At 70.9% G+C, this 13,115-nt stretch carries 10 protein-coding genes; all 10 read right to left on the bottom strand.

Features of this window, described 5'->3' with window-relative positions; genetic code table 11:
* Window positions 1–37 precede the first annotated feature (37 nt).
* Window positions 38–2,905: an Hsp70 family protein gene (locus SB764_RS19585; protein ID WP_343665770.1), complete on the bottom strand. Its 2,868-nt coding sequence runs from the start codon at window positions 2,903–2,905 to the stop codon at window positions 38–40.
* 35 nt (window positions 2,906–2,940) lie between these two features.
* Window positions 2,941–4,809, bottom strand: coding sequence for an Hsp70 family protein (locus SB764_RS19590; protein ID WP_410864459.1), 1,869 nt, complete (start codon window positions 4,807–4,809; stop codon window positions 2,941–2,943).
* Window positions 4,806–5,414: a DUF2760 domain-containing protein gene (locus SB764_RS19595; RefSeq protein ID WP_410864461.1), complete on the bottom strand. Its 609-nt coding sequence runs from the start codon at window positions 5,412–5,414 to the stop codon at window positions 4,806–4,808. Before SB764_RS19595 ends, SB764_RS19590 begins: the two co-directional genes overlap by 4 nt.
* A gap of 380 nt (window positions 5,415–5,794) precedes the next feature.
* On the bottom strand, window positions 5,795–6,112 hold the full coding sequence (locus tag SB764_RS19600) for a hypothetical protein (RefSeq protein WP_065059029.1): 318 nt from the start codon (window positions 6,110–6,112) through the stop codon (window positions 5,795–5,797).
* A 13-nt stretch (window positions 6,113–6,125) separates the two neighbouring features.
* Complete coding sequence (locus tag SB764_RS19605; RefSeq protein ID WP_410864463.1) at window positions 6,126–6,638, bottom strand: hotdog family protein; 513 nt, start codon at window positions 6,636–6,638, stop codon at window positions 6,126–6,128.
* Window positions 6,635–7,534, bottom strand: coding sequence for a beta-ketoacyl synthase chain length factor (locus tag SB764_RS19610; RefSeq protein WP_080180458.1), 900 nt, complete (start codon window positions 7,532–7,534; stop codon window positions 6,635–6,637). The genes SB764_RS19605 and SB764_RS19610 overlap by 4 nt, the downstream gene beginning before the upstream one ends.
* The gene (locus tag SB764_RS19615) at window positions 7,531–8,778 is read right to left on the bottom strand and encodes a beta-ketoacyl-[acyl-carrier-protein] synthase family protein (protein ID WP_183715521.1); all 1,248 of its coding nucleotides are present in this window, start codon (window positions 8,776–8,778) and stop codon (window positions 7,531–7,533) included. Before SB764_RS19615 ends, SB764_RS19610 begins: the two co-directional genes overlap by 4 nt.
* Before the next feature lie 33 nt (window positions 8,779–8,811).
* The gene (locus SB764_RS19620) at window positions 8,812–9,765 is read right to left on the bottom strand and encodes a polysaccharide deacetylase family protein (protein ID WP_080180459.1); all 954 of its coding nucleotides are present in this window, start codon (window positions 9,763–9,765) and stop codon (window positions 8,812–8,814) included.
* On the bottom strand, window positions 9,762–12,338 hold the full coding sequence (locus SB764_RS19625) for an MMPL family transporter (protein WP_410864465.1): 2,577 nt from the start codon (window positions 12,336–12,338) through the stop codon (window positions 9,762–9,764). The genes SB764_RS19620 and SB764_RS19625 overlap by 4 nt, the downstream gene beginning before the upstream one ends.
* Window positions 12,339–12,396: 58 nt before the next feature.
* A complete protein-coding gene (locus SB764_RS19630) occupies window positions 12,397–13,110 on the bottom strand; it encodes an outer membrane lipoprotein carrier protein LolA (protein ID WP_234774841.1) in 714 nt (237 codons plus the stop codon).
* Between the last annotated feature and the right edge of the window lie 5 nt (window positions 13,111–13,115).

The raw sequence follows: 13,115 nt of genomic DNA on the forward strand, positions 1-13,115 counted from the left end.
GAGCGCGTTTTTGTTTCGACGATGTCGATGCCGATGCCTACGCGCCCATCAACTTCAACCCCGCGGGCAGCGCTTCGCCGAACACGCGGCCCGTATCCGCGTTATCGAGCGTGACGACTTCGCGCACCATCTCGATCCACGCGGGCGGCGCATTGCCGTGTTCGAGCCGACGCAGCACCGTGTCGCGCACGCCAGGATCGAGATCGCGCGAGCGGTCGCCGGTCATACGCGCGATTTGCGTGGCGGCGAACATTGCCGGTTCCACCTTCTTCCAGTCGAGCGCGAGGATCGCGTCGAGCCAGCGCGTGGCGACCTCGGGCGGCACGACGCCGTGCGCGCTGCCATAGAAGGGCAGCCGCGCGCCGATACGCCCGACGGCCCACCAGCTCTGATGATTCTCCGCAGGCTTCTGCAGCCGCGCCAGCAGCCGCTCGCCAATCTCGATCTTGCGATCCGCGCCGATCCGTTCGAGCGACGCGTAAAGCCGCGTCATATCGGCGTTGCCGAGGCGCGCGGGATCGAACGGCAGCTTGTGCTGCTTCGAACTGGCCGCGTCTTCGAGCCAGCGCATCGCTTCGAGCACCTGCTCCTGCGCGGCCTCGTCGAGACCGCCGGCCGCGCGCCGCCAGAGCGTCCACCATTCGGACCAGACCTGGCTGTCGTTGATGTGCTGGATGCCGTCGTCGAACAGCGTCCACAGTTGTTCGACGCGCCATTCGTCGAGCGGATAGCCGAACCCGGGCCGCACGCAATAACCGGCGAGATTGAGCCACAGGCGCTCGTGGTCGGGCGAGCGGCGGCGGCGCGCGGCGCGTTCCCAGAGCGCGCCGAACAGTTCGCGCAGCAGCGGGCTGTCCCAGTTCTGGCGCGCTCCGAGCGTGTGTTCGAGCTGCGCGCGCAGCCGCTTCACTTCCTTCGGATCGACCTTCGACGACTTCGCGCCGAACACGCGCTCGATCAGTTCGATGGCGTGATCGAGCGAAGAATGGCGGACGTCGTCGCCGGTGTTCGCGGCCTGAGCGGCTTCGTCGCGGCGCAACTGGAATTCGAGCAGCCAGCGCTGCGACGCGTCCTCGGTCGCGATACAGCGCACTTCAAGCGTGCCGACTTCGGTCAGTTGCGCCGTGAGCCGCACGGGCCTTTCTTCGCGCTCATTGCGCGCCTTGTTCGCGCCTCGCTCGCGCGCGACCACGGTCGCGAGCGGAGGCAGACGCACGAAGTCGGCGGCGTCCTGATCGAGATCGACGATCTCGCCCGGCTGCCACGCCGTTTCCGCGACCGTCGAGACCAGATGGAACTGCACGGGATGGCCCAGACGCAGCGCGAACACGCGCTCGTCGAGCTGCACTTCGTGGCCTTCCTCGGTGCCGCGCGGCAGCAGGCAGATGCCGCGCCGCGCGTCGCCGCCCTCGTCGAGCACCAGAAAATAGCTGCGTGGCGAGCCGCCGCCGATACGCGGCGCGTGACCCGCGCGCGCCAGCGCGAACGCGACCGCGCCGCGCGCGACGGCTACGTCGGGCTGATCGTTTTGCAGCACGGTGAGCGGCGCTTGCCGCCAGTTGCCCAGCGTCTCGCGCAGACGCGCCGACAGCGCGGGCGCGCGGAACACGCCGCCGTTGAGCAGCAGCGTGTCGGGCATCGGCGGGGCGGCGGATTCACCGTTCGAAACGGCATCGGCATGATGGGCGGACACACCGAGCGCCTCGCGCGACTGCGCGGCGAAGCGTTGCAGGAAGGACGCGATATGACGCGTGATGCCCGCATCGGCCGCATAGGGCAGACCGAATTCGACGATCGCCGCACGCGAGCGGCGCGGCAGATCGCGCGGGCCGACCGCCGGAAAGAATCCGTCGACGACGATACGCTCGGCCTCGTCGCGGCCCAGTTGCGTCGAACGCGCGCCGCCGATCAGCCGCGCGCCCGCACCGAGCAGCGTGATGCCGACCGACTCGGGCGCGGCGTCGCCGAGCAGTTGCTCTTTGGCGACGCGGCAGCGCTCGACGAGCTGCGACAGGCTGGCGGCCGAGAGCCGCGCGTCCTGCGTCGCGAGCCGGCTTTCGGCCAGGTGGGCGAGCGCGAGGTCCATGTTGTCGCCGCCCAGCATCAGATGGTTGCCCACGCCGATGCGCGTCAACTGCGGCTCGCCGTCCTCGAAATGGACCTTGATGAGCGTGAGGTCGGTCGTGCCACCGCCCACGTCGCAGACGAGCACGAGACGCGTCTGCGCGAGTTCGGCTTGCAGCGCGTCGCGATGATGGAACAGCCAGTCGTAGAACGCGGCCTGCGGTTCTTCGAGCAGGCGCAGCGTGGGCAGTTGCGCGCGCCGCGCGGCTTCGAGCGTGAGCGCGCGCGCGCCGTCGTCGAACGAGGCGGGTACGGTGAGCACCACGTCCTGATGTTCGAGCGGCGCGTGCGGAAAACGGTGATGCCAGGCTGCGCGGACGTGCGCGAGATAACTGGCGCTCGCGTCGACGGGCGAGACCTTCGCGACCTCGTCGGGCGCGCCCCAGGGCAGGATCGGCGCGAGCCGGTCGACCGAGGCGTGCGAGAGCCAGCTTTTCGCGCTGGCCACGAGCCGCCCCGGCACTTGCGCGCCGAGCGTGCGCGCGAGCTTGCCGATGACGGGCGCAGGCGTGTCGGCCGTGGAGGCGGTGGACGAAGCGGCAGACGAAGCAGCGGAATCGCGCCACGGCAAACGCAGCGTGTCGGCGGCGAGTTCGCCGGGCGCGGGGTGATAGCGCGCCGAAGGCAGCAACGGCTGCGCGCTCACTTCGCCGAGCCCCGTCAGTTGCTCGATTTCGAACACGCCGATGTTGCCCGCAGCGGCCCCGCTCGCGCCGGCTTCGGCCCAGGCCACGACCGTGTTGCTCGTTCCCAGGTCGATGCCGACGACGTATTGCTTCATCGCGTTCTCAGGCGGATCGGACTTCAAGCGTGCGCTCAGAAGCTCGCGCCCTGGCCCGCGCCTTCGCCCGCGCCGCCGCGCACGTCGAACTCGACTTTCCAGCGCTCGTCGCTACCCGACGGCACGGCTTCGAGTTCGAGCGTGCCCGCTTCGGTCACGCGCGCATGCAGCCGGACCGCGACGACTTCGCCCACGGTACGGCCCGCGCTGGGCAGCGTGGCCTGAATCGATTCGAGTTCCTGTAGTTCCTCGGGCGACCAGAAGTCGAGCATCGTGCCGACCTGATCCTGACGGCGCACCGACGAGCCGAAGAAGCGGAATTGCACCGGCTCGCCCACGACGAGGCCGAATTCCTGCGGCGGCAAGGCGGCGTCGCTGCCTTCTTCCATGCCGAAGGGCGCGACGCAGAGCGCCGAAATCGGCGGTTCGAGGCCCGGCACCGCGGGCATGGCCGACTCGATCGCCACGTAGTACGCGCGTGCCGTGCCGCCGCGAATGCGCACGCCCTTGCCGCGCTTCACATAGCCGTAATAGGCCGCGCCGCGTGCGACCGCGAGATCGAGGTCCGCGCCGCCGAGCAGACGCGCGGGGGCCGCGCCTTCCGCCGACAGCCAGCCGTTGATGATCTCGAGCACACGTCCGGCGAGCAGCGACGACTTGAACACGCCGCCGTTGAACAGCACGGCGGTGGGATGCAGGAAGCTCGTGCCTTCGGCGGGCTCGCCGAAGCCTTCGACTTCCGCGAGCGCCGCGACCTGGCGGCCGAGGAAGGCCGCGAGATGGCGCGTGACGCCCGCGTCCTGCGCGTAGGGCAGGCCGAGTTGCGTCAGGCCGGCACGGGTGCGCACGACCGGACGCGCCGCGGCGTCCACGCGCGGGAAGAAGCCTTCGAGGATCGTGGCCGTGAGTTCGGCGCGCGTGAGTTCGGTGCGGATCGAGCCGCCGATCAGCTTCGAGCCGCGGCTCGGCACCACCAGCGGCACCGCTTCGAGGCCGGCGTCGGAGAGCAGTTGCTCCTTGGCCGAACGGCAGGCGTAGGTGAGCGCGCGCAACTGCCACGGATCGGCCTGCGTGCCTTGCTGGGCGAGCTTGCGCGCGACCACGTGCGCGAGCGCGAGGTCCATGTTGTCGCCGCCGAGCAGGATGTGTTCGCCGACGGCCACGCGCAGCAGTTCGAGATTGCCTTCGCGCTCGACCACGGCGATCAGCGAGAGGTCGGTGGTGCCGCCGCCCACGTCCACGACGAGGATGATGTCGCCGACCTTCACGTCCTTGCGCCACGCGCCGCCGCTCTTCTGGATCCAGCTATAGAGCGCGGCCTGCGGTTCTTCGAGCAGCGTCATGCTGGTGTAGCCGGCGGCCTGCGCGGCTTCGGCTGTCAGCTCGCGCGCGGCCGGATCGAACGAGGCCGGAATCGTGACGGTGACGTCCTGCTGCGCGAACGGCGCATCCGGATGCGCGTGATCCCACGCCTCGCGCAGATGCGTGAGATAGCGGATCGAGCTTTCGAGCGGCGAGACGCGCGCGACTTCGGGCGGCGCGTCGTTCGGCAGGATCGCCGCGCGGCGGTCCACGCCCGGATGGCAGAGCCAGCTCTTCGCGCTCGACACGAGACGGATGGGCGTGCCCGCACCACGGCTGCGCGCCATTTCGCCGACGGCGTACTCGCGCGAGGCGGTCCACGGCAGCGTCAGGTCGCCGGGCGTGAGCTCGCCCGCGTTCGGCAGATAGAGAAACGAGGGCAGCAGCTCGGGCGACTCGATCGCGCCCGGCGCGGTGAGTTGCGTGACGGGCAGCACGCCATGCACGGTCTTCTCGCCGTCACTGGCGGCGAGGTCGACGTAGGAGAGGGCGCAGTGCGTCGTGCCCAGATCGACGCCGATCGAAAAACGCGGATCGCTCACAGTTCCACCTCGGCCGGTGCGATGACCTTCGCGTCGTGCGACTTCACGAGCTTGGGCAGTTTGACGTCTTCGACGCGCCAGCCGCGATGGCTGACGGTGCCGGTGAACGGCGCGGAGCCGACCACGTTGCCGGTCAGGCGGATGGCGGTGGCGTCGAAGCCTTCCGCGATGGTCACGCGGCTGCCTTCGGCCTCGCTGCGCACCGGGCGGATCGTGAAGTGCTCGCGCAGCGTGGCGCGGCAGCCTTCGTGGACGAGACGCGCGGCCGCGCCGATATCGGCGTCGTTGTAGCCGGCGATGTCTTCCTCGACGAAGTCGACGAAGCGCGCATTACGCTGCAGCAGGCCAAGCAGTTGCAGCGCCGATTGCGGGCTGGCTTCCTCGATGGCGGCGACGGGCGCGGGAGCGGGCGCAGCGACGGGCGCAGGTGCGGGCGCGGCCATCGGCGCGGCGGCGGGCACGGGCGCTTGCGGCGCGGGCGCGGCGGCCTCGCCGTTGCGTAGACGGCGCACGCCGGCCGCGAGGTCGGCGTCGCCGAGAATGGCGAAAAACGATCCGATGGCCAGCGAAAGGCGGCCAGCGAAGGAAATCTTGGCTTCGGTCATCAACTACTCCAGTGGTCTCGCACGCGCGGGCGAGCGTCCGGCCGGGCCGGGCGCCGCTGCGTCTCTCGCGCGGCTTCGCCGTGTTCGGGCCCCGTGTGCGGAGCGGCCGGCGGGAAAAAACATGAGCCCGTGCGGGCTCGAAACCCGTATTTTGCCTTGTCGCGGGCGCTTACCGGACAAAAAGCGGGCAAATTGGCCGTTCGGAGGAGGGAAAGCGGCGTGCGAGCCCGGTTTGGCGGGCATCGGGCGAGGCGATCGAGGTCGCGTGATGCCGGGCGCGCAGTCATGGCGGCGCACGAGACGCACGCGCCCGGGGTGAAACCGACGGCGTGTCGAATGAACACGCCGTCGTGTTCGCGCCGGAAGGGGATGCGAAGACTTTAAGCGTCGTCCTTGCCCGGCGCATCGTCCTTATGGAACACGCGTTTCGTGGTGCGCTTGGTGGCGTCCCAGCCTTCGTGCGTCGCGTGCTTGGTGGCGTCCCAGCCTTCGCGCGTGCCGTGCGCGATGCCGTGGCCGACGGTCTTCGCCGCGCTCGCCGTCGCGTGGCCGAAGTCGCGCGCCGCGTGGCCGGTCGCTTTCGCCGCCGACTTCGTGTCGTGCTTGATGTCTTCCTTCACTTCGTGCACGTCGGCGAACGCGGCCGAACTGGCCAGGCCGAACGCCAGCGCGGCCAGCAGGATTCGATGGGTTTTCATTGTGGTTCTCCCTTCAGCAGTTATCGATGGCGGGACGTCGCAGCGTCTCCGCCGCGGACGCGTCGAGCATGACCGCCGCGCGTCCCGTCAGCAGCACGCGGGCGTCGCAGCGCAGCGTGAAGCGGTAAAGAATCGTGGTGCCGTCGCCGCCGATGCGCTCGGCCTCGACGATGAGCGGCGCGTCCAGCGTATCGAGCCGCGCGACCTGCGCCTCGACGCCGCGCACGCTCGCGAGAAAGCCCGCGCGCGGACGCTGCGCCGTCGCGCCGATATCGGCGAGACTGCCGAGCGCGCCGTGCACGGCCATCGCCTGCGCCGCGTATTCGACGCCGCAGACCGAGGCGAGCCGGCCGTTCGCGCGCAGCGGATTGTGCGCGTCGAGATGGCTGGTCGCGAGGCAGCGGATCTGCGCGTCGTCCCAGGCTTCGACGCTGTCGAGCAGGCACATCGCGCCGCTGTGCGGAATGTGCGCGGCGATCCAGGCGCGGTCGAGCGGCGCGGCGAGCGTCGGCGCGTCGGGCGTCATGGCGCGGCCTCGCGCGGTGCGCCTGAAGCGACGCCCGACGCGGCATCAACGTCGGCATCCGGCCACGACACATCGAGCCGCACGCGCGTTTCCGGCAGATAGTCGATCACCACGCTCGCCGCCTGCCGCGTCGCGAGCGCGTGCAGCAACGGCAGCACGCGCGCGGCCGGGTTGTTGGCGCGCAGCGTTTCGAATTCGGGCGCGTCGAGTTGCGTGGCGGGCGCATCGGTGAGCTTCGCTTCGATGCAGGCCAGCGCGCGCGGACGCGCCGCGCCGTCGACATGGATATCGACATCTCCCTGCGCGGCATCGCCGACGGGCGCGAGCACCAGCGCCACGCCGAACGCATCGGCGATCGGGCGCACCGTGCGCAGCGGCTCGGGATATTCGCAGTCGTAGGCGACCAGCAGCGTCGGCACGCGGTCGACGGCCACCTGGGCGAGCGCTTCGAGCAGGCCCGCGCCGAAGCTCGCGTCGTGCGCGCACAGCACGTTTGCCGTCGCGCGCGCGTGCGACGCGATGCTCCAGTAACCCGCCGCCGCGTTGTGCACCGAGTTGTGAAAGCGCGTCGGCGAAAGCTGGCGGTCGTCGGTGGAGAGCGTTTCGCAGATCGCGTGGCAATTCACGCCGTCGCCGCCCGAGGCCGCGAACACGGACGCGAGCGTGGCGGCGTCGCGCCCGCTGGCGTCGACCGCTTCGTGGCCCACGGCGAGCGCCGCGCGCACGACCGGGCCGGTGCGGCGCCGCTCGGCGCTCGGCAGGCTCGCGGGCGCGGGCAGCACGGTGCGCGCGGCTTCGTACGGCGCGCGTTGCGCGAGCACGTCGGCGGCTTGCGTCCAGTTGGCGAGGCCCGGCCCGATCACGCCGATCCCTTCGATCCACGCATGCAGTTTCACGATTGCACCTCGTTCTTTGCAGCGCCGTTTTTCCGGCTCAACGCGAAATCCGCGCGCCCCAGCAAGAGGCTGCAATTCGTGCCGCCGAAGCCGAACGAATTGCTGAGCGCGGCGCGCATGTCGGCGTCGCGATTGGTCAGCGCGTAATCGAGTCCGAGCGCGTGATCGACGACCTGCGTGTTGACGCCCGCGGGCACGAAGCCGTGGCGCAGCGCGAGCGCCGCCGCGATCGCTTCGAGCGCGCCCGCCGCGCCGAGCGTGTGGCCGGTCGCGCCCTTGGTCGAGCTGCACGGCGTCGAACCGAACAGCGCGCCCACGGCGCGGCTTTCGGAGGCGTCGTTGCTCGGCGTGGCCGTGCCGTGCAGATTGATGTAGTCGATCTCGTCCGGCGCAAGGCCCGCGCTCGCGAGCGCCTGTTCGAGCGCGGCGCGTGCGCCCAGTCCCTCCGGATGCGGCGACGACATGTGATGCGCGTCGCTCGATTCGCCGATGCCGAGCAGCAGGATCGCGTCGCCCGGCAGAGCATCGGCTTGCGCGGGCAGGCGTTCGAGCAGCGCGAACGCGGCCGCTTCGCCGATCGAAATGCCGTCGCGCGCCACGTCGAACGGGCGGCACGGCTGGCGCGAGAGCAGTTCGAGCGAGTTGAAGCCGTACAGCGTGGTGAGGCACAGCGAATCGACGCCGCCCACGACCGCCGCGTCGATCAGGCCCGCTTCGATCATGCGCCGCGCCGAGCCGAACACTTTCGCGCTCGACGAGCACGCCGACGAGATCGCCGTGGCCGGCCCGCGCGCCCCGAAATAGTCGCGCACGAACGCGGCCAGCGCGTAGGGATTGTGGGTGCGCGCGTAGTCGAAGCCGGGATGCAGCAGGCCGGTCTCGCGGTCGCGCTCGCGATAGGCGTTTTCGGTTTCGAGGATGCCGCTCGTGCTGGTGCCGACGAACACGCCGACGCGGTCCGCGCCGTAACGCGCGACGGCGGCGTGCACGCGTTCGGCGAAACCGTCCTGTTCGAGACCGAGTTGCGCGAGGCGATGATTGCGGCACGCGTAGGCGGCGAGATCCGCGCGGATGTCGACGGCGTCGACGTCCTGGACCGCGCCGATCCATGTGTCGAGATCCGCGCGTTCGAAGTCGCACGGCGCGAGGCCGCTGCGCCGCTCGCGCAGCGCGTCGAGCATGGCGTCGAGCCCGCGGCCGAGGCAGCTGGTGGCGGTGAAGTGCGAGACGAGAAGGGGATTCACGGAGTTCGGTCCTGGGGCCGGCGCGCGCGCCATTTAGGGGCGAATTTTACCAAACGGGGCGGCGTTGCCGCCGTGTCCGACTGGCGTGACGGGCGCGGCGTCGAGCGCCGCGCGCAGGGTGATCCAGTGATAGTGCGCCTCGGCGGCGGCGCGCAGCACCTGCGGCAGCACCGCGAGCACGACCGGCTGGCCGAGCGCGTCGCGCGCGCTGTTGGCGTCGTGCAGCAGCAGGATGTCGCGCGGCGCGAGACCGGTCAGCAGACGTCGCGTCACGATCTGCGGATCGCGCTCGCGCGTGTCGAAACCGCGCCGCGTCCAGCTCGCCAGTTGCAGCCCGAGCGCGCAGAGCACCGGTTCGAGAAACGGATTGCGCAAGCCGGCGGGCGCGCGGAAAAAGCGCGGACGCGTGCCGCTGATGTCCGTCAGCGTGCGCTGCGCGGTTTCGATTTCGCGCCGCAGCGCGCCGGGTCCGCTGACCGAAAACGTATGCCGATGGCGCTGGCTGTGGTTCTCCACGGCGTGGCCGCGCGCGACGATCGCCTCGATCCACTTCGGATGCTGGCGCGCGCGCTCGCCGATGCAGAAGAAGGTCGCGTGCGCGCCGTATTCGTCGAGCAGATCGAGCACGCGCGGCGTGATCTCCGGATCGGGGCCGTCGTCGATGGTGAGGGCGAGGCGGCGGTCGGCGCCGGGCACGGACGTGACGGAGGCGGCAGACGCTGCGGGTAGGCGCGTCCAGTTCGGGCCGAGCAGCGCGCTCCTGGGCCAGAGGCCCGCCGCTGTCAGCGCGAGATGCGAGGCCGCGACGCTGCCGACGGCCCATGGCCACGTCGCGGGTTGCGCGATCAGCGCGGCGGCCGCGCCCGCATGCAGCGCCGCCGCGCCCGCGATGAACGGCGACGGCGCCCACCGGCGCGCGGCGTCGGCGTGGCGCGGATTCGGCTGCGCATGTGTGCGGTCCGCTCCCGGTGGCGTGGGCCCGTTCATGCTGGGTTTCCTTGTCGATGGGATTGCGTGTCGGCGTGTGCGCCAGTTTCCACTTCCTGCGCGGCGGACGTGGTCCCGCTGCGCGGCGCGAGGATCGCCGCGAACGCGAGCGCGAGCATCGCGCCGGGGCCGACGGTCAAGCCGAAGGTTTCGAGCAGCGGCACATGCGAGAGCGCGAGCAGCCCGAACCCGGCGACGGTCGCGAGATTCGCCACCAGCAGCGAGACCAGCGTGTGCGGTGCGATGGTCGCCGATTCGTCAGCGGATTGCCCATGCCGCGTCGCGCCGCGCTTGCAGAAAAACAGCGCATAGTTCGAGCCCACCGCCACGATCAGCAGCATGCCGACGAGGTGCAGGATCGTCATCGGCACGCCCGCGAGCGCGAAGCCCGCGATCACCACCAGCACGGCGGCGACGAGCGGCGCGAGCGCGCGCGCGGCCAGACGCAGCGAACGCAGCGCGAGCGCGAGCAGCACGCAGATCGCCACGAAGCCCGCGAGCGAGAGCCGGATGTCTTCGTGCACGTAGTTCACGTAGAGGCGGTCGGCTTCCGTTTTGAGGTCGACGAACAGCGCGCCCGGCACGCCCGCCTGCGCGACGGCGGCGCGGATCGCGGCGGCGTCGAGGCTCGACGTGTTGGCGGCGCTCGCTGCGTTCGCGTGCGCGGGCGCACGCAGCGCGAGCATCGCGTTCCAGTGGCCGTCGCGTTGCGTGAGCAGCGCATCGACGGCCAGCGCCATCGAGGTGCCGTTCAGGTCCGCACGCGTGATGAGCGGCGCAACGCGCGCGGCCTGCGCGTCGGCGATGAACGGCGCGAACGCCTCGGGTTTCACGCGGATGCTCTGGTTCGCGACCGCTTCGCGCAGACGCGCGCTCAGCGTCGCGGCGTCGGGCAGGCTCGCGAGGCGCGCGCGCTGCGCGGCGTCGCTCGGCAGATAGCGCGCGGGACTTTCGAAGCCCGCGAGCGTGCCGCGCGCGACGAGCGGCTGCAACTGCGCGCCGACGCGTTCCGCGCCTTCGAGCGCGGCTTGCGCGCTGGCGGCGGGAATCTCGACGAGATAGCGCACGTCGGGCGCGCCGAGGTCGGTGCGCAGGCGCGTGTCGAGCGCCAGGCTCGCGGCGGGCACGGGGCTCAGCGCGGAGAGTTCGCGGCTCCACAGCGCATCGCGGTGCAGCGCGACCAGCGCGACCGCCGCGAGGGCGAGCGCGGCGAGCGGCCAGCGCAGACGCGGCGCGTAAGCGGCGGCGCGCGCGAGCGCTGCGCCGAGGCGCGAGACATCGCGGATCGCATGCGCGCCGCCTTGCAGATGCGGCAGCACGAAACGCGTGACGAGCGCGGCCGTCACGAGCCCGGCGATCGAGTATGCGCCCAGTTGCACGAGGCCCGGAAAGCCCGAGAACAGCATCGACGCGAAACCGCACACGGAAGTCAGCACGCCGAGGCGGATCGTCGGCCACCAGTTCGCGATCCACGCGCGCAGGGCGGCGGCGCGCTGCGCCTGCGTCGATGCCGATGTCGACGAAGATGCCGAAGACTGCACGAACAGATAGATCGAATAATCGACCGCCTCGCCGATCAGCGTGGTGCCGAAGCCGAGCGTGATGCCCTGCACGGTGCCGAACGCGAGACTCACGGCCGCGATGCCCGCCGCCACGCCCGAAAGCACCGGCAGCAGGCCGAGCACGAGCGTGCGCGGCGAGCGATAGAGCGTGAGCAGCAGCGCGACGATCAGCACGAGGCTCAGCGCCGAAATGCGCTCGACGTCATGGCGAATCGCGTCGCGCGTCTGCACCGAGAACACGCCGGGGCCGGTCATCAGCAGGCGATACGCGTCGGCGTGCGCGCCGTCCGGCAGCGTGCGCGCGGCGGTGTCGAAGGCGCGCTGCACGGCCTCGATCGCGCGGGCCTGGGCGTCGGTGTCCGAGCCCGAGGCGGCGGTCTGCGCGACCAGCACGGCGCGCGTGCCGTCGCGCGAGGCCCATACGCCGTCGCGCGTCGCGGGCTGCGCGGCGCTGTCGAGCTGATCGACGAGCGCGGCCACTTCGCCGGTCGGATCGTGCGGCAGCAGGTCTTTCGCCACGAGTCCCGCCGACGAGCTGAGCAGATCGAGACTCTCGCCGAGCGCGTCGTGCAGGCCCGCCACGCTGAAGCGCTGCGGCGTGACCGCCGGACTCAGCGCGTAGCGATGCGCGTAGACGAACTGCTGGTCGCGCGCGTCGTTGACGGCCTCGCCGTTATGGACCGCCGCGAATTGCGGATCGGCGCGCAGCGTCGTGCCCATCGCGCGTGAAAGCCGCGCGCGCGACGACGCATCGCCGCCTTCGATGCCGACGAGAATCAGCCGAGAAACCAGTCCGTCGCGCAGTTGCTCGATCAGCACGCGCTGACCCGCGCTCGGCGCGCGCGGCAGGAACGCGGAGAGGTCGGTGTTGAACTGCGCGCGCGCGATGGCCACGGCGCAGCCGAGCAGAAACAGCAGCCACAGCAGGACGGCGGGCTGCACGAATCCGGCACTGCGGGCGGAACCTGGCGCGGGGGCGGTCTCGGAGTCGGGGCGGGTGTGGTGGTCCATCGGCGCGTCCCTTATGTCTTGTTGGTGTTGTTCGTGTGGACAGGGCGATGCCGGGCGCTCAGCCCGACGTGGACGCCGAACCCTTCGCCGCCGTGGCCGACGAGGTCGACGAAGCCGCCGTCGCCGCGAGCGGACGCAGCTTCATCAGCGAATGATCGCCGCCCGCCTGCTGGATCGCCACGCTGCGCAGCTCGCCGCGCGAACCTTCTAGCGTGATCGTGTCGACGACCTTGCGCATGCGCGAATCGAGCGGCGTGAGCGTGAGCGTCCAGTCGTCGCCGTGACCGGCGAGCGCGACTTTATAGGTCTGTTCGAGCGCATAGCGATTGCCCGTCAGCGTCGCGCGGATGCTCTCGATGAACGCGCCCACTTCCGGATAATGCGCGAGCGCGAGCGTGTATTTGCGGTTGTTGCGATCGACCGTGAGCATGTCGCCGTCGACGACGAGATGCTCGGGCTTCGGGCTCAGCGTGTTCTTTTCCAGATGATCGGGCGCGGCGAACGCCAGTTCACCCGACGATTCGACGGGCTCCGCGGCGATCGCGAGCCAGCGCGTTTCGGTGAAGGCCGCGCGGCCGGTCTTGTGCTGCGCCAGCGTGGCCATCAGGCGGTCGAGCGTCCAGGCGGGCGCGGCCTGCGCCGGCGTGACAGGCGCGAGCGTGCCGATCGCGCTCAGCGCGGCGCCGCCGCCGACGAGGGCGATGGCGGCGAAGACGCGCGCGATCAGGCGGCGCGAAAGAAGGTGAGTGCTCATACGTGGGGTGGTGCTCATGCGTC

Origin of the sequence: Paraburkholderia sp. SIMBA_027 (assembly GCF_046535315.1) — a bacterium.
Taxonomy (GTDB): Bacteria; Pseudomonadota; Gammaproteobacteria; order Burkholderiales; family Burkholderiaceae; genus Paraburkholderia; species Paraburkholderia tropica.